Consider the following 17,778-nt stretch of genomic DNA (forward strand, 5'->3'; position numbering starts at 1 on the left):
GCACTTGCAGCTTGTAGCTTACAGCTTGCGTCTACTGCCTACTCTTCGTGCGGTTCCCAGTCGCGGGTGCGATCCACGGCCTTCAGCCAGCCGGCATACAGCTTCTCTTTGGCCTCTTCGTCCAGTTGCGGAGTGAACTCGCGCTCGATGATCGCCTTGCCGCGCAGTTCATCCAGGCCGCTCCAGAAACCGCAGGCCAGGCCCGCCAGGTAGGCGGCGCCGAGGGCGGTGGTTTCGCGCATTTGCGGGCGCTCGACACAAGTGCCGAGGATGTCGGCCTGGAACTGCATGAGGAAATTGTTGGCGACAGCGCCGCCGTCAACCCGCAGTTCGCTCAGGCGCTGGCCGCAATCCTGCTGCATGGCGTCGAGCACGTCGCGGGTCTGGTAGGCGATCGACTCCAGCGCCGCGCGGATGATGTGATCGACCTTGACCCCGCGGGTCAGGCCGAACAGCGCGCCGCGGGCGTACGGGTCCCAGTACGGAGCGCCGAGACCGGTGAAGGCCGGCACCAGGTATACGCCGTTGCTGTCCTTGACCTTGCTGGCGAAGTACTCGGTGTCGTGGGCATCGTTGACGATCTTCAGTTCGTCACGCAGCCACTGCACGGTAGAGCCGCCGTTGAACACCGCGCCTTCCAGGGCGTAGGCCACTTCGCCGCGCGGGCCGCAGGCGATGGTGGTGAGCAGGCCGTGGGAGGAGGTCACTGCCTTGTCGCCGGTGTTCATCAGCAGGAAACAGCCGGTGCCGTAGGTGTTCTTGGCCTGGCCGGGCTCCACGCACATCTGGCCGAACAGCGCGGCCTGCTGGTCGCCAGCGATACCGGCAATGGCGATACCGCTCTTGGTGCGGCCGTAGACTTCCGAGGAGCTGCGCACCTCGGGCAGCATCTGCCGAGGGATGTTCAGCACCTGGAGCATCTTCTCGTCCCACTCCAGGGTGTGGATGTTGAAGAGCATGGTGCGCGAGGCGTTGGTGTAGTCAGTGACGTGCACTTTGCCGCCGGAGAATTTCCAGATCAGCCAGCTGTCGACGGTGCCGAACAGCAGGTCGCCACGCTCGGCGCGCTCGCGGGCGCCTTCAACGTTGTCGAGAATCCACTTGAGCTTGGTGCCGGAGAAGTAGGGGTCGGTGACCAGGCCGGTGGTTTCGCGGATGTAGTCCTGCAGGCCGTCACGCTTGAGCTGCTCGCAGATCTCGGTGCTGCGCCGGCATTGCCAGACGATGGCGTTGTACACCGGGCGGCCGGTCTCCTTGTCCCAGACCACGGTGGTTTCACGCTGGTTGGTGATACCGATGGCGGCGACCTGGTCATGGCTCAGGCCAGCCTGGGCCAGGGCTTCGACCATGGTCGCGCTCTGGGTGGCGAAGATTTCCATCGGGTCGTGCTCGACCCAGCCGGCTTGAGGGTAATGTTGTGCGAATTCGCGCTGCGAGGTGCCAACCACGTTGGCGTCACGGTCGAAAATGATGGCCCGCGAACTGGTCGTGCCCTGGTCCAGGGCAATGATGTAGTTCTTGTTCTGGGTGTCTGTCATGTCGTTGGCCTTGCACTAAATGGGGTAGAGATCAGGGTGGGGCGAGCCTGGCTCGCCACCGCAGGCATCAGGATGCCTGGGTCTTGCCCTGAGGGTTGGCGTCGGTCTGGGCGTTTTCGCTCTCGGCAACCGGCAGGTTGCGGGCGATCACGCCGCGGTACAGGGCGGCCCCAAGGCTCGCTCCTATGATCGGCGCAAAAATCGGAATCAGGAAATAGGGAATATCACGACCGCCAGTAAAGGCGACTTCGCCCCAGCCGGCGAGGAAAGTCATCAGCTTGGGCCCAAAGTCCCGCGCCGGGTTCATCGCAAAGCCGGTCAGCGGGCCCATGGCGCTGCCGATCACGGCAATCAGCAGGCCGATCAGCAGGGGTGCCATGGCGCCACGCGGCAAGCCGTTGTTGTCGTCGGTCAGGGCCATGATCACCGCCATCAGTACGGCGGTGATGATCACTTCGACCAGGAAGGCCTGGCTGGTGGACAGCGCCGGGTGCGGGTAGGTGGAAAACACCGAGGCCAGCTCAAGGCTGGCCTGGCTGCCGCGGATCATTGCGTGGGCCTGTTCGAAATCGAAGAATAGGTTGCTGTACAGCGTGTAAACCAACGCCGCGCCACAGAAGGCGCCGGCGATCTGGGCAACGATGTAGAACGGTAGTTTGTGCTTCTCGAAACCGGCGAACAGGCACAGGGCGATGCTCACGGCCGGGTTCAGGTGCGCGCCGGACACCCCGGCGGTGAGGTAAATCGCCATGCTCACGCCGACGCCCCAGATGATGCTGATTTCCCACAGGCCGAAGCTGGCACCCGCAACCTTGAGCGCAGCAACGCAGCCAGTGCCGAAAAAGATCAGCAGTGCGGTGCCGAGAAATTCGGCCATGCACTGGCTTGAAAGTGTTGGTTGTCGCAGAGCAGTCGTCATTCGTTACCTCGGTTCTTGTTGTTGTGAGGCGCAGTGAGCGCTCGACAAAAACCCGACAGAAATCCCCATTTCGGTCGGGCGGCGGCAGGAAATGCACCTTATCGGGGCATAGCTATATTCAGAATCGAAAAAATATAGACAAGAAACGCTTATGTCAAAGGTCGAAAGTGAACCACCGTTCACAATCTGACTATTGGTGGCGCTGATGGGCGTTGGTTGCGCCTGGGCTTTTGCCCTAAAGTAACCGGCGAAATGGCATTCACCCTTCTGCTTGGAGTCCTGCATGACCCCCGCCCTGGATCTGCTGAAAAAGGTTCGCGCCGAACACCACATCCACAGTTACGAACATGACCCCAAGGCTGCGTCCTACGGCCTGGAGGCGGCGGAAAAGCTCAACCTAGAGCCCGCACGGGTGTTCAAGACCTTGCTCGCCAGCAGTGAAAAGGGTGAGTTGCTGGTAGCGGTAGTGCCGGTAGTCGGTAGTCTGGATCTGAAAGGCCTGGCCCATGCGGCCGGGGTGAAGAAGTGCGAGATGGCCGATCCGGCGGCGGCGCAGCGTTCGACCGGTTACCTGTTGGGCGGGATCAGCCCCTTGGGACAGAAAAAGCGCCTGCGCACTTTTATTGATGAAACCGCTCAAACCTTTGAAACAATTTTCGTCAGCGCTGGCCGCCGCGGCCTGGAAGTCGAGCTAGCTGCGGCAGTGCTGGCCGAGCATACCCAGGGTAAATTCGCCGCCATTGGCCGCGACTGACATCTGTATGCTCAAAATCGCTTGATTCTGTCTCTGTCGGCCGAGGCTGTCTGGCGGGCATGCTCTGCGGCCCGCCACTCTGAGATTCACCTCATGCCGCTTGAATTCCATCAGGTCGATGCCTTCAGCGACCGTCCTTTCGCTGGCAACCCGGCCATGGTCTATCGCCTCGACAGCTGGCTCGCCGATGAGCTGATGCAGCAGATTGCCGCCGAACACAACCTGGCCGAGACCGCGTTCGTCGTCCCCCATGCCGAAGGCTGGCAGATCCGCTGGTTTACCCCGAGCACCGAAGTGCCGCTGTGTGGCCATGCAACCCTGGCCAGCGCTCATGTGCTGTGGGAGGTCTATAAAGAGCCGGGTGAGCGCTTGTTGTTCCAGAGCAAGTCCGGTCCGCTGAGCGTCAGCCGTGACGGTCCGCGCCTGCAACTGGATTTCCCCCGGGTCGAGCCACAGCCGTTGAATGAAGCGGTAGCGGTGGCCGAAGCACTGGGCTGCCCGGTGCTGGAAGTGTGGAAAACCAGTGAGCTGCTGGTTCGGGTCGAATCCGAGCAGGTGTTGCGTGCCTGTACCCCGGACATGACGGCACTGGCGCAATTGCCGGGGCTGGGGGTGATCGTTACCGCGCCGGGTATCGAACACGATTTTGTTTCGCGCTACTTTGCGCCGGGTATCGGCATTCCTGAAGATCCGGTGACCGGCTCTACCCATTGCAGCCTGATCCCATACTGGGCGCAGCGCCTGGGCAAGAATCAGCTGCGGGCGTTCCAGTGTTCGAGTCGCGGCGGCGAATTGTTCTGCCGGCTGGAGGGGGAACGGGTGAAGATTGCTGGGTATGCCAGGCTGGTGGCCAGTGGGACTTTGATGCTTTGAAAGCATCGCGGGGCAAGCCAGCGCCTACATTGACCTTTGTAGGAGCGGGCTTGCCCCGCGATTGGCCCTGCATCAGACCGCCGAGCTATACCGCCGAACGCCGTTCTCCGGCACCGGCAACTGCGCTGCGACACTGCCAGGCACGGCAAACACCACCAGGTGATCCGCCGCCACTTCGATCCCCACTTCGCTGCCGACCTGATGGTCATTGTGGCTCGGGAAAATCGCTTCCAGCTGGCTGCCGGTCGGCAGTTGCAGGCGGTAGAGGGTCGAGGCGCCGAGGAAACTCTTGCCGACGATCAGCGCTTTGAGCTCGCTGTCCGGTGCATGAATGATGTCGTCCGGACGCAGCAGCACATCCACGGCGCTGCCGGGCGTCAGGGTATAGGCGCGGTTGCCGCGCAGCTCGCCGAGCTCGGTGCGTACCGACTCCGGGCTGGTCAGCTGGCCACGAATGAAATAGCCCTGGCCGATGAAGCTGGCCACGAACGGTGTCAGTGGTTCGTGGTAGAGGTTGTAGGGGGTATCCCACTGCTCCAGACGACCTTCCTTGAACACCCCGACGTGATCGCTGACGGCAAAGGCTTCTTCCTGGTCGTGGGTGACCAGGATTGCGCTGGTGCCGCGGCTTTTGAGGATGTCGCGCACCTCGTGGCTCAGGCGTCGGCGCAGCTCGACATCGAGGTTGGAGAACGGCTCGTCGAGCAGCAGCAGTTGCGGCTCGGGCGCCAGCGCGCGGGCCAGGGCCACGCGTTGCTGCTGGCCACCGGAAAGCTCGTGCGGGTAGCGTTTGCCCAGGCCGCCGAGCTTGACCAGCTCGAGCATCTCGTCGACCACCTGGCGCTGCTGCGGGTGCTTGCCGATGCCGAAGGCGATGTTCTCGGCCACAGTCAGGTGCGGGAACAGCGCGTAGTCCTGGAACACCATGCCAATCCGGCGTTTCTCCGGTGCCAGGGTGAACCCGGCTTTGGAGATGACTTCGCCGCCCAGCTGGATTTCGCCCTCGTGCACCGGCTCGAAACCGGCGATGGCGCGCAGGGTGGTGGTCTTGCCGCAGCCGGAGGAGCCCAGCAGACAACCGATGTCGCCGGCGTTCAGGTGCAGGTTGAGGTTCTGGACGATGCGCTGCTCGCCATAGCCACAGGCGAGCTCGCGCAGGTTAAGCAGTAAAGGTTGACTCATGCGTGGTGATAGGCCGGTTCAACAAGAAATTCGAGAAGCGCCTTCTGTGCATGCAAGCGGTTTTCGGCCTGGTCCCAGGCGACCGAACGGGGGTCGTCGAGCAGGTCCAGGCTGATTTCCTCGCCGCGATGGGCGGGCAGGCAGTGCATGAACAGGGCATCGGGTGCTGCCAGGTCGAGCAGTTCGCGGGTTACCTGGTAAGGCGCGAACAAGGCCAGGCGCCGTGCAGTTTCCTCTTCCTGACCCATGGAAGTCCAGACATCGGTGCTCACCAGGTGGGCGCCCTGCAGGGCTTCTTTGGGTTCACGGAAGATTTGCACGCGGTCACCGGCCTGGGCCAGGAACTGCGGATTGGGCTCGAATTCGGCCGGGCAGGCGATGCGCAGCTGGAAGTCGAACTGGATGGCCGCTTCTATATAGCTGTTGCACATGTTGTTGCCGTCGCCGATCCAGGCCACGGTCTTGCCCTGGATGGCGCCGCGGTGCTCGAGGAAGGTCTGCATGTCGGCCAGCAGCTGGCACGGGTGCAGATCGTCGGACAGGCCGTTGATCACCGGTACGCGTGAATTGGCGGCGAATTCGGTCAGGGTGCTGTGGGCAAAGGTGCGGATCATCACCGCATCGAGCATACGCGACATGACGATGGCGCAATCGCCGATCGGCTCGCCGCGGCCCAGCTGTGTGTCCCGTGGCGAGAGGAAGATGGCCTGGCCGCCGAGCTGGATCATGCCGGCTTCGAACGACAGGCGGGTGCGGGTCGAGGACTTCTCGAAGATCATCCCCAGCACGCGATTTTTCAGCGGTTCGAACAGTACGCCGCGGTTACGCAGGTCCTTCAGCTCGATACCTCGACGGATCACACTGAGCAGTTCTTCGGGTGTGAAATCCATCAGGGAGAGAAAGTGCCTAGCGCTCATGTTTGACTACCTTTTTGCAACAGACCGCAGATCAGCCATACCGGTTTTTTTTAACAACGGAAGTGACCTGCGGCGAAAGCCGCACGGGGCGACGAATTAGGGGAAGACGCAATACTATAATTAAATGTCGCGTCATACCAAGAGGGGGTTTCGTCGCCGATGTTTCAGGCAGTGTCGTAACCCATTGGGCTGAAGCTTTTTTTATACGCTGCACAAGGGTTTTACACTGCCTGCCAGCGCCTTGGCAAACCCGGTAGCGGGCCTGCGCTGAATCGCCTTGCCTGATGGACGAAGATTCACGCGACGAACCTCACTGGCCGCAAGCTCGGGTCAGGCTCATAGTCGGTTGATCCCAGACACCCGAGCAAGAGGTGGCCATGAACAAGACCCAGCATCACCGTGCCTGTCATCTGTGCGAAGCCATCTGCGGCTTGACCCTGGAAATCACCCACGAGCCCGACGCCCCAATGCGTATCAGCTCGATCAAGGGCGACCCCGAAGACAGCTTCAGTCGCGGCCACATCTGCCCCAAGGCGGTGGCCCTGCAGGATATCCAGAACGATCCTGATCGCTTGCGCGCGCCGCACAAGCGCGTCGGTGACAGTTGGCAAGCCATCAGTTGGGAGGAGGCCTTTACACTGGCCGCGCAAAAGCTCTGGGCCATCCAGCAGGCCCATGGGCAGAACGCCGTGGCGGTCTACCAGGGCAACCCCAGCGTGCACAACTACGGGCTGATGACCCACAGCAACTACTTCCTCGGCCTGCTCAAGACCCGCAATCGTTTCTCCGCCACCTCGGTGGACCAGCTGCCGCACCACCTGACCAGCTACCTGATGTACGGCCACGGCTTGTTGTTGCCGATCCCTGACATCGACCACACCGAGTTCATGCTGATTCTGGGCGGCAACCCGCTGGCCTCCAACGGCAGCATCATGACCGTGCCGGACGTCGAGAAACGCCTTAAGGCGATCCAGGCCCGTGGCGGCAAGTTGGTGGTGGTCGACCCGCGCCGCAGCGAGACTGCGGCGATGGCCGACCAGCATGTGTTCATTCGCCCCGGCACTGACGCGGCGCTGCTCTGTGGCCTGCTCAACACCCTGTTTGCCGAAGGCCTGACTCGCCCCTCGGCCTTGCCGGTGGATGGCCTGGACAGGGTACAAGCGGCCATTGCGCCGTTCACCGCCGAGGCCATGAGCGCCCTATGCGGTGTCGACGCCACGGTGATACGCCAGTTGGCGCGGGATTTCGCCAGCGCCGACAAGGCCGTCTGCTACGGGCGCATGGGCGTCTCGACCCAGGCCTTCGGCACCTTGTGCCACTGGCTGGTGCAGTTGCTCAACCTGGTCAGCGGCAACCTCGACCGTGTCGGTGGCGCGCTGTGTACCGAGCCTGCGGTGGATCTGGTGGCGAGTACTTCAGGCGGGCATTTCAATGCCTGGCAGAGCCGGGTCTCGGGGCTGCCCGAGTATGGCGGCGAATTGCCGGTGGCGGCCCTGGCCGAAGAGATGCTGGTTGAAGGCCAGGGGCAGGTTCGCGCGCTGGTGACGGTGGCGGGCAACCCGGTGTTGTCCACGCCCAATGGCCGCCAGCTTGAACGCGCCCTGGACGGTCTTGAGTTCATGCTCAGCATCGACCTGTACATCAACGAGACCACCCGTTACGCCGACCTGATCCTGCCGTCCACCTCGGCATTGGAGAACGATCACTACGACACCACCTTCAACCTGTTTGCGGTGCGCAATGTCAGCCGCTTCAATCGGGCCATCCTGCCCAAGCCCGAAGGTGCCTTGCATGACTGGGAAATCTTCGTCGGCCTGGCCAAGGCCTTTGCCGCCCTTAGCGACAAGCCTTTGAAACCGACCCTGCCGCCGGCACAAATGATCGATATCGGCCTGCGCCAGGGCCGCTATGGCGAGGCCTCGGCGTTCAAGCTGTCGCTTGAGACCCTCGACCAGCACCCCCATGGCATCGACCTGGGCCCGCTGCAGCCCAACCTTGCTGCACGCCTGAAGACGGCTAACCAACGGATTCAGGCCGCACCCCAGGAGATCCTCGGCGACCTGCAGCGCTTTGCCGGGCAGCCGCCGCTGGCGGCGGGTCAACTGCTGCTGATCGGGCGCCGCCATGTGCGCAGCAATAATTCATGGATGCACAACTATCATCGCCTGGTGAAAGGCAAACCCCGTCATCAGTTGTTGATGCACCCGGACGACCTGGCGGGTCGCCAGTTGCAGGATGGCCAGCGTGTGCGCGTCAGCTCGCGGGTCGGCGAAATCGAGGTCGAAGTGCAGGCCAGCAGCGACATGATGCCGGGGGTGGTCAGCCTGCCGCATGGCTTTGGCCATGCCCGTGCCGGGGTGCGCATGGAAATCGCCCAGGGCCAGCCCGGCGCCAGCGCCAACGACCTCACCGATGAGCGCCAGCTCGATGCGGTGTCGGGTAATGCGGCGCTTAACGGCGTGCCAGTGCAGGTGGTTGCGGCCTGATATCGGCAAGGCCGAGCGTCCTGCTCGGCTTTCCGATACAATGCGTCACCGTGCCGACAACCAGGTCGGAAAGTTCAGCCGCGAGGTGCTTCATGGATATCATCGAAACAATCAAAGAGCAGATTGCCAACAACACCATTCTGCTTTACATGAAAGGCTCGCCGAATGCCCCGCAGTGCGGTTTTTCGGCCAAGGCGGCGCAAGCCGTGATGGGTTGCGGCGAGAAATTCGCTTACGTGGATATCCTGCAGAATCCGGAAATCCGCGCCAACCTGCCAAAATACGCCAACTGGCCGACCTTCCCACAGCTGTGGGTTGCCGGCGAGCTGGTCGGCGGTTCCGACATCATGGCTGAGATGTTTGCCAACGGCGAACTGCAGACCCTGATCAAGGACGCTGCAGCCAAGGCTGAGGCGGCCAAGGCCTGACCCCAGGTTTGGTCAAAAAAAGCCCCGCAGTGCGGGGCTTTTTTGTGCCTGTAGGGCAGGGCAGCGAACTTACTCGCCCATTTGCGACTGCAGGTAGTTCTCCAGGGAGACCTTGTCGATCAGGCTCAGCTGGGTTTCCAGCCAGTCGATGTGCTCTTCCTCGGCTTCGAGGATGTCTTCGAGCAGCTCACGGCTGCCGAAGTCGCCGACGGTCTCACAGTGGGCGATGGCGGCCTTGAGGTCGACCAGGCCTTTTTGCTCGATCTTCAGGTCGCACTCGAGCATTTCCTTGGTGTGTTCACCAATCAGCAACTTGCCCAGGTCCTGGACGTTGGGGATGCCTTCGAGGAACAGAATACGCTTGATCAGTTTGTCAGCGTGTTTCATCTCTTCGATGGATTCTTTGTACTCGTGCTTGCCGAGCTTCTCCAGACCCCAGTCTTCGTACATGCGCGCATGCAGGAAGTATTGGTTGATTGCGACCAGCTCGTTTCCGAGGATCTTGTTGAGATGCTGGATGACGCTAACGTCGCCTTTCATGATGGGGTCCTGCCCTGTAAGTGTGTCTATAAAGGCAAGTCTGAGCCCCGCAACTTCTACTGTCAAACCTAAGTTATTGAATAATAAATGAAAATTAATCGGAATAAGAATGTTTGTGTTCCGCGTTAAACCCCTAACTACTTGAATTACAGGCATAAAAAAACCGGACACTGGGTCCGGTTCTTGGAATTCGTTGAATTATGCTGCAGTAAATTCTACAGGATAGGGCAGGGCAGCCTGGCTGACCTGAAGCTCGGTGAGGGTTTCGCGCACCACCTGCTTGGCCAGGCAGGCACATTTGCCACACTGGCTGGCCACGTTGGTGGCGCTTCTGACTTCCTTGTAGCTGCAGCATCCTTCATAGATCGCATCGCGGATCTGTCCGTCGGTCACACCAACACAAAGACACACATACATAGGGCTGACCATCGCTGGTTAAGGCTCAATGCGAAGAAGCTTAATGTTAATGAGAATGCTTGTCAAAACTCTTTCTGTAATAGGCGAACTAGAGCGACCGACGGCAGATTGTCGAGCGTTCGGACTGAAATTCGGCGAGCGGCGCCGGGCGGTGTATGATGGTCGGCCATTTCGCTGCCGGGCCAGTGCATGCTGGCCTGTGCAAGATGATTCCACCCCATCAGGAGATATCGCATGAGCGTACTCGTTGGCAAAAATGCCCCGGACTTCACCGTTCCAGCTGTTCTGGGCAACGGCGAAATCGTCGACAGCTTCAACCTGGCTTCGGCCATCAAGGGCAAGTACGGCCTGGTGTTCTTCTACCCGCTGGACTTCACCTTCGTCTGCCCGTCCGAGCTGATCGCCCTGGACCACCGCATGGCCGAATTCAAGGCGCGTAACGTTGAAGTGATCGCCGTGTCGATCGACTCGCACTTCACCCACAACGCCTGGCGCAACACCCCGATCAATGCCGGCGGCATCGGTCAGGTCCAGTACATCATGGCTGCCGACATGAAGCACGACATCGCCAAGGCCTACGACGTAGAGTCCGAAGGCGGCGTAGCTTTCCGTGGCGCGTTCCTGATCGACGACAAGGGCGTTGTCCGCTCGCAGATCGTCAACGACCTGCCACTGGGCCGTAACATGGACGAACTGCTGCGTCTGGTCGACGCCCTGCAATTCCACGAAGAGCACGGCGAAGTCTGCCCTGCCAACTGGAAAAAAGGCGACAAGGGCATGACCGCTTCGCCAGAAGGCGTTGCTGCTTACCTGAGCGAGAACGCTGGCAAGCTGTAATTTGCCAGGCAAAAAAAACCGGCCTTGATGGCCGGTTTTTTTATGCGCGGTGCACAGGCTTCAGTCGTTGAAGTCCTGCCAGCCGCCCATTTCTTTCCAGCGGTTGACGATGCCGCAGAACAGCTCGGCAGTCTTCTCGGTGTCGTAACGCGCCGAGTGCGCCTCACGGCCATCGAAGTCGATGTCGGCGCTCTGGCAGGCCCGCGCCAGCACGGTCTGGCCATAGGCAAGGCCGGCCAGGGTGGCGGTGTCGAAGCTTGAGAACGGATGAAACGGGTTGCGCTTCATGTCGTGGCGGGCCACGGCGGCATTGAGGAAGCCCAGGTCGAAGCTGCTGTTGTGGCCGACCAGGATCGCCCGTTTGCAGCCATTGGCCTTGAGCGCCTTGCGCACGCCGCGGAAGATGTCGGTCAGTGCCGACTCTTCGCTGACGGCCATGCGCAGCGGATGATCGAGCTTGATCCCGGTGAACTCCAGAGCCGCTTGCTCGATGTTGGCGCCTTCGAACGGCTCGACGCGGAAGAAATAGGTGTGTTCCGGGAACAGGAAGCCCTTTTCGTCCATGCCGATGGTGACTGCGGCGATTTCCAGCAGGGCGTCGGTGGCGCTGTTGAAACCGCCGGTCTCGACGTCGACCACTACCGGCAGGTAACCGCGAAAGCGTTCAGCCATCGGGTGGCGCGGACCGCCGCCATGACCTTCCTGGTCGTCTTCGTACTGATCTTCGCTCACGCAGTTTCCTCCAGCAGGCGCCAGCGCAGTTGCTCACCGGCGCGCAGCGGGATAACGGTCTGCTCGCCGAACGGCAAGCTGCTTGGGGCGGTCCAGCTGTCGCGGACCAGGGTAATCGTATCGGTGTTGGCCGGTAGGCCATAGAAGCTTGGGCCGTGCAGGCTGGCGAAGCCTTCGAGCTTGTCCAGCGCGTTACGCTGCTCGAATGCCTCGGCGTACAGCTCGATCGCGGCATAGGCGGTGTAGCAGCCGGCACAGCCACAGGCGGCTTCCTTGGCGTGCTGGGCATGGGGCGCCGAGTCGGTACCGAGGAAGAACTTGCTGCTGCCGCTGGTGGCGGCGTCCAGCAAAGCCACCTGGTGGGTGTTGCGCTTGAGGATCGGCAGGCAATAGAAGTGCGGACGAATGCCGCCCACCAGCATGTGGTTGCGGTTGTACAGCAGGTGCTGGGCAGTGATGGTCGCGCCGACGTTGGCCGGGGCCTCGTTGACGAACTGCACGGCTTCGCTGGTGGTGATGTGTTCGAACACCACCTTGAGGGTCGGGAAGCGCTCGACCACACGGCGCAAGTGCTCGTCGATGAACAGCTTCTCGCGGTCGAACACGTCGATCTCGGGGCGCGTTACTTCACCGTGCACCAACAGTGGCATGCCGACCTCGGCCATGGTTTCGAGCACCGGGAAGATCTTGTCGACACTGGTCACGCCGGAATCGGAGTTGGTCGTCGCGCCGGCCGGATACATCTTGGCGGCATGGACAAAACCGGTGGCCTTGGCCGCGCGGATTTCCTCGGGCTGGGTGCGGTCGGTGAGGTACAGCACCATCAGCGGCTCGAAACGGCTGCCGGCAGGGCGTGCGGCAAGGATGCGCTCACGGTAGGCACCGGCTTGGGCGGCGTTGCGCACCGGTGGTACCAGGTTGGGCATGATGATTGCGCGGGCAAAGGTGCGCGCAACGTCACCGACGGTATGCGGCAAAACAGCGCCATCACGAAGATGGATGTGCCAGTCGTCGGGACGCAGGAGGGTCAGGCGGTCGGACATTGGGGATTCCAGGCGGGTCGAACTCAAGGTGAATGCTACCGGAAAAGCCGGTTACGAGCACTCGCTATCAAGTTTTGCCGTGACCGACCGATAGCGTGCTGGTATACCGTGAAAATCTGTGGAGCCGCCCGTGCGCCAGCGTTATCTAGCCCTGCTCAGTGTGTTTGCCAGCATGCCCGCCATGGCACTCACTTTCCAGACCCGTCTGGAGAACGTCGAGTGGAAGGTCGAAGGCGATCAGTTCGAATGTCGGCTGGTTCAACCCATTGCCGATTTCGGCAGCGGCGAGTTCGTTCGCCGGGCTGGCGAGCAGCCAACTTTCCAACTGCGCTCAAGCAGTAACGTCCTCGGTGCCGGTTCCGCCACCCTGCTGGCGGCGGCCGCGCCGTGGCAGCCCGGACGTGGCGATATCAACCTGGGCGCGGTGCGCATGGCCCGCAGCGGCGTGCTTTTTACCAGTTCCCAGGGCCAGGCCAGCCGCTTGATCAACGGCCTGCTCGATGGCCGCAGCACCGTGGTGCGCAACTACGCCGGTGAAGCCGGGCGGACCATGGAAGTGCGGGTGTTGCCGGTCAAGTTCAGCAAGGCCTACGGCGACTATCAGGCCTGCGCGGCAAAACTTTTGCCGATGAATTATGACCAGGTGCGTCAGGCGCGGGTCGGCTTTCCGGGCGGCGGCATTGACCTGGATGCCGATGCCCGGGCACGCCTGGACGTGATCCTCGACTTCCTCAAGGCCGACCCCACTGTTAACCATATCGAACTCGACGGCCACTCCGACAACAGCGGCAACCGCCTGACCAACCGCGACCTGTCGCGGCGCCGGGCACTGGCGGTGATGGAGTACCTCAAGGCCCACGGTATTCCCGAAGAGCAGATCACCGTGCGCTTCCATGGCGAGCGTTATCCGCTGGCGCGCAACAACAGCGCAGCCAACCGCGCGCGCAACCGACGGGTGAATATTCAGCTTGATCGGGTTACGCCTGTCGAAAAACCGCTGGAAAAGCCCGTTGAACCTGCAGCCAAACCACCGGCCGCACCTGCTGCCGCAGCCAGTACCGCGAAGCCCGTCGCCACGTCCTGAGGTGCGACCGTCCGTCGCGCTCTCGACAGTTCCTGTCGCTTTGTCGTCACAAGCTGTCGCCCCACTGTAAATTTTGTCGCAAGGCCGGTAGAATCGACGGCTTTCCGTACAACCCCGTGGAGTGATGGCATGGCGGACGTAAAAAAGGTCGTACTGGCGTATTCCGGCGGCCTTGATACTTCGGTGATTCTCAAGTGGCTGCAGGATACCTACAACTGTGAAGTGGTGACCTTCACCGCTGACCTTGGACAAGGCGAAGAGGTCGAACCGGCCCGCGCCAAGGCCCAGGCCATGGGCGTCAAGGAAATCTACATCGATGACCTGCGCGAAGAGTTCGTACGCGACTTCGTGTTCCCGATGTTCCGCGCCAACACCGTCTACGAGGGCGAGTACCTGCTGGGTACTTCCATCGCTCGTCCGCTGATCGCCAAGCGTCTGATCGAAATCGCCAACGAAACCGGCGCCGATGCCATTTCCCATGGCGCCACCGGTAAAGGTAACGACCAGGTCCGTTTCGAGCTGGGCGCCTACGCCCTCAAGCCAGGCGTCAAGGTCATCGCGCCGTGGCGTGAATGGGACCTGCTGTCCCGTGAAAAACTGATGGACTACGCCGAGAAGCACGGCATCCCGATCGAGCGTCACGGCAAGAAGAAGTCGCCGTACTCGATGGACGCCAACCTGCTGCACATCTCGTATGAAGGCGGCGTGCTGGAAGATACCTGGACCGAGCACGAAGAAGACATGTGGCGCTGGACCAAGTCGCCAGAAACCGCTCCGGACGTGCCGACCTACCTGGAACTGACCTACCGCAACGGCGACATCGTTGCCCTGGACGGCGTTGAAATGTCGCCGGCCACGGTGCTGGCCACCCTCAACCGCATCGGCGGCGAGAACGGTATCGGTCGTCTGGACATCGTCGAAAACCGTTACGTCGGCATGAAGTCCCGCGGCTGCTACGAAACTCCAGGCGGCACCATCATGCTGCGCGCCCACCGGGCGATCGAGTCGATCACCCTGGACCGCGAAGTCGCTCACCTCAAAGATGAGCTGATGGTCAAGTACGCCAGCCTGATCTATACCGGCTACTGGTGGAGCCCTGAGCGTCTGATGCTGCAACAGATGATCGACGCTTCGCAGGTCAACGTGAACGGTGTCGTGCGCCTGAAGCTGTACAAAGGCAACGTCATCGTCACCGGCCGCAAGTCCGACGATTCGCTGTTCGACGCCAACATCGCCACCTTCGAAGAAGATGGCGGCGCCTATAACCAGGCCGACGCAGCGGGCTTCATCAAGCTCAATGCCCTGCGCATGCGTATTGCTGCGAACAAGGGCCGCAAGCTGGTCTGAGGCTTGTTGTGCAGAAAAACCCCGGCCTGTGCCGGGGTTTTTTTTGCCTGAACATTAGTGTGCCGGACCATTCAACGGCCGCGTCAGCAACACGGTTTGCCTGCCGCTATCGAGGTTGCACAAAATCCATTTGCTGTCCGGTGCGGGCGGGGATTTGAGTGCGTGCAAGGCGAAGTAGCTTATCAAGTCGGCCGCTGCGGGGCCGCGCAGCGCAATCGTGACGGTAGTGCATCCGCTATTAATGGCGGGTGGATTCGCTGTTTCGATTGCTTTCGGAGTTTCTATGGGGCGGTCGGCTGGAGTATCAACCGGATTGGAAGTAACAAGGGCGGGGGCTGGAGACTCAAGAGTAGTTTTTGAGTCGGCAGTGTCAGGTGTTGGAGTAACGCCAGGTATCGGCTTGTTCAACTCAGGTGAGTAAAGGGATTTGTAGTTGAAGTTAAGGGTCAGGAAAAACAATACCGTGAGGAAGAACGGAAAGCCCACCAGGAACCAGGTATAAATACCCTGGCTGTCTTCACCCAGAAATGGCAGCGAGGCTAGCGCCGAGGCTTCGATGATGCCGGCGAAAATCGCAATGATCGTCAAAGGGCTTTTCGGCTCGATTTTGCTCATCCAGGATTCCCATGTGCCCACCGGGGCAAGTTCGCAGTGGCTGCGAGGTTTACATGGGCTGCGCCATGCCAGGCAGCATGCTGTGTTTCTCGGTTGGGTAATGTGTCCAATACGGATATGTAACGATTATACACAGATTGCAATATTGGTTTTATCAAACAAGTCTATAGGACATTTCCTTCAGGTAATAAGGCTGGGTTTTATAGGTTATTTTATTCTCTGGTGCTACCGTGATAGAGAAAGTTTTGTACGGCCTTTACACGGTCTGCAATTACCAGTGAGGTGTTGATTTCTTAAAGAATTATTGGTATTTCCCGCTTGTAGGATAATTCTTTAATGGTTGTAGGTTGTGTCCTTGTGTGCATTTGCTTGTTAATGGCGCAATACAATATGTCGTGTAACTAGGCTATTGTGCTGGCTCAAAAAATAGAACAGCGAACAATTGGATTTTGCCCATGAATAAAGTCCTGATCGTGGATGATCATCCGGTCATTCGCCTGGCTGTACGCATGTTGATGGAGCGGCATGGTTATGAAGTCATTGCCGAGACGGATAACGGCGTGGACGCATTGCAGCTGGCACGCGAGCATGGTCCGGATATCGTTATCCTGGACATCGGCATCCCCAAACTTGACGGCCTTGAGGTGATCGCCCGGCTGACCGCCAACAATGCCAGCATCAAAGTGCTGGTATTGACCTCGCAGGCGCCCGGGCATTTTTCCATGCGCTGCATGCAGGCAGGGGCTGCGGGCTATGTCTGCAAGCAGCAGGACCTGACCGAGTTGCTTAGCGCTATCAAGGCAGTGCTTTCCGGGTATAGCTACTTCCCCAACCAGGCGCTGCATTCGGTTCGCTCGAACCTGGGCGGCGCCAGCGAGGCGGACATGGTCGAGCGTTTGTCAGGCCGGGAGATGATGGTGCTGCAGCAACTGGCCCGCGGAAAAACCAACAAGGAGATTGCCGATGGCATGTTCCTCAGCAACAAGACGGTGAGTACCTACAAAACGCGATTATTGCTCAAACTCAATGCTCGCTCGTTGGTTGACCTGATCGAACTGGCCCAGCGCAACGGGCTTGTTTGAAATGCCCAGAAACAACAAAGCCTCCATCAAGGAGGCTTTTGTGATCTGTCGGTATCGATCCTTCAGAGGTCGAAGTCGTAATCGGCCAGCTGTTTTTGCAAGCGACGCTCTTCCAGCAGGTTGTCGATGGTGCGGCGTTTGCTCAGGTTGGTTTTCGCCACTTCAACCGGGACCTCGTCGTCTGCGTCTTCAGTGACGATGTCATCATCTACAACCAGGTCTTCTTTATCGGTGCTCATAAGTCACTCCAAGCCAAGAGGGCCATTGGCGCACCTTATAGCGAGAAATTTTGACCGGGTAAAAAAGATTTTTTCAATCGACCAAGCTGTCTTTTCACTATCGGCTCAATCGTCCGAAGTTTTCTGCTTGTACTCGCACAAATCTTCGATCCGGCAACTACCGCAACGGGGTTTGCGCGCCTGGCACACATAGCGCCCGTGCAGGATCAACCAATGGTGGGCGTCAAGCAGGTACGGCTTGGGCACGAACTTCATCAAGGCCTTTTCAACTTCCAGAACGGTCTTGCCCGGGGCAATGCCGGTGCGGTTGCTGACCCGGAAAATATGCGTATCAACGGCCATGGCCAGTTGCCGAAAGGCGGTGTTGAGCACCACGTTGGCGGTCTTGCGGCCAACCCCGGGTAGTGCTTCAAGCGCTTCTCGGGTTTCTGGTACCTGGCTGCCATGTTGCTCCATCAGCAGGCGACAGGTTTCGATGACGTTTTTCGCCTTGCTGTTGTACAGGCCGATGGTCTTGATGTACTCCGACAGGCCGTCAACACCCAGGGCATGGATGGCTTGCGGGGTATTGGCGACCGGGTACAGTTTGGCCGTGGCCTTGTTCACGCTGACGTCGGTAGCCTGTGCCGAGAGGATGACCGCAATCAGCAGTTCGAAAGGATTGGTGTAGGCCAGCTCGGTTTTCGGCTCGGGGTTGTCTTCATGCAACCTGCGAAAAATTTCCAGGCGTTTGGCAGCATTCATG

At 60.3% G+C, this 17,778-nt stretch carries 19 protein-coding genes; 8 read left to right on the plus strand and 11 right to left on the minus strand.

Going from position 1 to position 17,778, the window contains the following annotated elements:
* Positions 1 to 38: 38 nt before the first annotated feature.
* Positions 39 to 1,538: a glycerol kinase GlpK gene (gene glpK / locus UB48_RS13355; RefSeq protein WP_045197718.1), complete on the minus strand. Its 1,500-nt coding sequence runs from the start codon at positions 1,536 to 1,538 to the stop codon at positions 39 to 41.
* Positions 1,539 to 1,605: 67 nt separating this feature from the next.
* Positions 1,606 to 2,457 (minus strand): MIP/aquaporin family protein, encoded by an 852-nt coding sequence (locus tag UB48_RS13360; protein WP_045197720.1) that lies wholly within the window; start codon positions 2,455 to 2,457, stop codon positions 1,606 to 1,608.
* Positions 2,458 to 2,740: 283 nt separating this feature from the next.
* On the opposite strand from UB48_RS13360, the gene ybaK reads away from it, so the two are divergent.
* Positions 2,741 to 3,211, plus strand: coding sequence for a Cys-tRNA(Pro) deacylase (gene ybaK / locus UB48_RS13365; protein ID WP_045197722.1), 471 nt, complete (start codon positions 2,741 to 2,743; stop codon positions 3,209 to 3,211).
* 93 nt (positions 3,212 to 3,304) lie between these two features.
* Positions 3,305 to 4,084, plus strand: coding sequence for a PhzF family phenazine biosynthesis protein (locus tag UB48_RS13370; protein WP_045197724.1), 780 nt, complete (start codon positions 3,305 to 3,307; stop codon positions 4,082 to 4,084).
* Positions 4,085 to 4,156: 72 nt separating this feature from the next.
* Here UB48_RS13370 and UB48_RS13375 read toward each other — a convergent pair whose 3' ends face one another.
* Both UB48_RS13375 and argF read right to left on the minus strand, forming a co-directional pair.
* Positions 4,157 to 5,266 (minus strand): ABC transporter ATP-binding protein, encoded by a 1,110-nt coding sequence (locus UB48_RS13375; protein WP_045197726.1) that lies wholly within the window; start codon positions 5,264 to 5,266, stop codon positions 4,157 to 4,159.
* Complete coding sequence (argF, locus tag UB48_RS13380) at positions 5,263 to 6,183, minus strand: ornithine carbamoyltransferase (protein WP_045197728.1); 921 nt, start codon at positions 6,181 to 6,183, stop codon at positions 5,263 to 5,265. Before argF ends, UB48_RS13375 begins: the two co-directional genes overlap by 4 nt.
* 377 nt (positions 6,184 to 6,560) lie before the next feature.
* Between argF and UB48_RS13385 the strand changes: the two genes are divergently transcribed.
* Complete coding sequence (locus UB48_RS13385; protein ID WP_045197729.1) at positions 6,561 to 8,669, plus strand: molybdopterin oxidoreductase family protein; 2,109 nt, start codon at positions 6,561 to 6,563, stop codon at positions 8,667 to 8,669.
* 92 nt (positions 8,670 to 8,761) lie between these two features.
* Entirely contained in the window at positions 8,762 to 9,097 is a 336-nt protein-coding gene (grxD, locus tag UB48_RS13390) for a Grx4 family monothiol glutaredoxin (RefSeq protein ID WP_045197731.1), read from the plus strand.
* 69 nt (positions 9,098 to 9,166) lie between these two features.
* On the opposite strand, the gene bfr is transcribed toward grxD, so the two are convergent.
* Together bfr and UB48_RS13400 are read right to left on the minus strand one after the other, a co-directional pair.
* Positions 9,167 to 9,637: a bacterioferritin gene (gene bfr, locus UB48_RS13395; RefSeq protein WP_045197734.1), complete on the minus strand. Its 471-nt coding sequence runs from the start codon at positions 9,635 to 9,637 to the stop codon at positions 9,167 to 9,169.
* Between the two features lie 198 nt (positions 9,638 to 9,835).
* Positions 9,836 to 10,054 (minus strand): bacterioferritin-associated ferredoxin, encoded by a 219-nt coding sequence (locus UB48_RS13400; RefSeq protein ID WP_010221037.1) that lies wholly within the window; start codon positions 10,052 to 10,054, stop codon positions 9,836 to 9,838.
* Positions 10,055 to 10,288: 234 nt separating this feature from the next.
* Between UB48_RS13400 and UB48_RS13405 the strand changes: the two genes are divergently transcribed.
* A complete protein-coding gene (locus tag UB48_RS13405) occupies positions 10,289 to 10,891 on the plus strand; it encodes a peroxiredoxin (RefSeq protein WP_010221038.1) in 603 nt (200 codons plus the stop codon).
* Positions 10,892 to 10,951: 60 nt separating this feature from the next.
* Here the strand turns inward: UB48_RS13405 and rnt are convergent, their stop codons facing one another.
* Complete coding sequence (rnt, locus tag UB48_RS13410; protein ID WP_038999111.1) at positions 10,952 to 11,623, minus strand: ribonuclease T; 672 nt, start codon at positions 11,621 to 11,623, stop codon at positions 10,952 to 10,954.
* Positions 11,620 to 12,666 carry a dihydroorotase gene (gene pyrC / locus UB48_RS13415; protein WP_045197738.1) on the minus strand — a complete coding sequence of 349 codons (1,047 nt, stop codon included), beginning with the start codon at positions 12,664 to 12,666 and terminating at the stop codon, positions 11,620 to 11,622. Before pyrC ends, rnt begins: the two co-directional genes overlap by 4 nt.
* A gap of 130 nt (positions 12,667 to 12,796) precedes the next feature.
* On the opposite strand from pyrC, the gene UB48_RS13420 reads away from it, so the two are divergent.
* Entirely contained in the window at positions 12,797 to 13,750 is a 954-nt protein-coding gene (locus UB48_RS13420; RefSeq protein WP_045197739.1) for an OmpA family protein, read from the plus strand.
* Positions 13,751 to 13,879: 129 nt separating this feature from the next.
* Positions 13,880 to 15,097, plus strand: coding sequence for an argininosuccinate synthase (locus tag UB48_RS13425; RefSeq protein WP_038999115.1), 1,218 nt, complete (start codon positions 13,880 to 13,882; stop codon positions 15,095 to 15,097).
* Positions 15,098 to 15,151: 54 nt separating this feature from the next.
* On the opposite strand, the gene UB48_RS28205 is transcribed toward UB48_RS13425, so the two are convergent.
* On the minus strand, positions 15,152 to 15,712 hold the full coding sequence (locus tag UB48_RS28205; RefSeq protein WP_045197741.1) for a hypothetical protein: 561 nt from the start codon (positions 15,710 to 15,712) through the stop codon (positions 15,152 to 15,154).
* A 455-nt stretch (positions 15,713 to 16,167) separates the two neighbouring features.
* Between UB48_RS28205 and UB48_RS13435 the strand changes: the two genes are divergently transcribed.
* Positions 16,168 to 16,794, plus strand: a complete 627-nt coding sequence (locus UB48_RS13435) for a response regulator transcription factor (protein ID WP_045197743.1) — start codon at positions 16,168 to 16,170, stop codon at positions 16,792 to 16,794.
* A gap of 62 nt (positions 16,795 to 16,856) precedes the next feature.
* Here UB48_RS13435 and UB48_RS27985 read toward each other — a convergent pair whose 3' ends face one another.
* Positions 16,857 to 17,033: a PA3496 family putative envelope integrity protein gene (locus tag UB48_RS27985; protein ID WP_045197746.1), complete on the minus strand. Its 177-nt coding sequence runs from the start codon at positions 17,031 to 17,033 to the stop codon at positions 16,857 to 16,859.
* Positions 17,034 to 17,138: 105 nt separating this feature from the next.
* Complete coding sequence (nth, locus tag UB48_RS13445) at positions 17,139 to 17,777, minus strand: endonuclease III (protein ID WP_045197747.1); 639 nt, start codon at positions 17,775 to 17,777, stop codon at positions 17,139 to 17,141.
* Between the last annotated feature and the right edge of the window lies 1 nt (position 17,778).

This window comes from Pseudomonas sp. 2(2015), assembly GCF_000955865.1.
Lineage (GTDB): Bacteria > Pseudomonadota > Gammaproteobacteria > Pseudomonadales > Pseudomonadaceae > Aquipseudomonas.

What these genes read in the sequence shown, in the direction of transcription:
- glpK (WP_045197718.1), bottom strand. Translation starts at nt 1,538, where the DNA reads ATGACAGACACCCAGAACAAGAACTACATCATTGCCCTGGACCAGGGC.
- UB48_RS13360 (WP_045197720.1), bottom strand. Translation starts at nt 2,457, where the DNA reads ATGACGACTGCTCTGCGACAACCAACACTTTCAAGCCAGTGCATGGCC.
- ybaK (WP_045197722.1), top strand. Translation starts at nt 2,741, where the DNA reads ATGACCCCCGCCCTGGATCTGCTGAAAAAGGTTCGCGCCGAACACCAC.
- UB48_RS13370 (WP_045197724.1), top strand. Translation starts at nt 3,305, where the DNA reads ATGCCGCTTGAATTCCATCAGGTCGATGCCTTCAGCGACCGTCCTTTC.
- UB48_RS13375 (WP_045197726.1), bottom strand. Translation starts at nt 5,266, where the DNA reads ATGAGTCAACCTTTACTGCTTAACCTGCGCGAGCTCGCCTGTGGCTAT.
- argF (WP_045197728.1), bottom strand. Translation starts at nt 6,183, where the DNA reads ATGAGCGCTAGGCACTTTCTCTCCCTGATGGATTTCACACCCGAAGAA.
- UB48_RS13385 (WP_045197729.1), top strand. Translation starts at nt 6,561, where the DNA reads ATGAACAAGACCCAGCATCACCGTGCCTGTCATCTGTGCGAAGCCATC.
- grxD (WP_045197731.1), top strand. Translation starts at nt 8,762, where the DNA reads ATGGATATCATCGAAACAATCAAAGAGCAGATTGCCAACAACACCATT.
- bfr (WP_045197734.1), bottom strand. Translation starts at nt 9,637, where the DNA reads ATGAAAGGCGACGTTAGCGTCATCCAGCATCTCAACAAGATCCTCGGA.
- UB48_RS13400 (WP_010221037.1), bottom strand. Translation starts at nt 10,054, where the DNA reads ATGTATGTGTGTCTTTGTGTTGGTGTGACCGACGGACAGATCCGCGAT.
- UB48_RS13405 (WP_010221038.1), top strand. Translation starts at nt 10,289, where the DNA reads ATGAGCGTACTCGTTGGCAAAAATGCCCCGGACTTCACCGTTCCAGCT.
- pyrC (WP_045197738.1), bottom strand. Translation starts at nt 12,666, where the DNA reads ATGTCCGACCGCCTGACCCTCCTGCGTCCCGACGACTGGCACATCCAT.
- UB48_RS13425 (WP_038999115.1), top strand. Translation starts at nt 13,880, where the DNA reads ATGGCGGACGTAAAAAAGGTCGTACTGGCGTATTCCGGCGGCCTTGAT.
- UB48_RS28205 (WP_045197741.1), bottom strand. Translation starts at nt 15,712, where the DNA reads ATGAGCAAAATCGAGCCGAAAAGCCCTTTGACGATCATTGCGATTTTC.
- UB48_RS13435 (WP_045197743.1), top strand. Translation starts at nt 16,168, where the DNA reads ATGAATAAAGTCCTGATCGTGGATGATCATCCGGTCATTCGCCTGGCT.
- UB48_RS27985 (WP_045197746.1), bottom strand. Translation starts at nt 17,033, where the DNA reads ATGAGCACCGATAAAGAAGACCTGGTTGTAGATGATGACATCGTCACT.
- nth (WP_045197747.1), bottom strand. Translation starts at nt 17,777, where the DNA reads ATGAATGCTGCCAAACGCCTGGAAATTTTTCGCAGGTTGCATGAAGAC.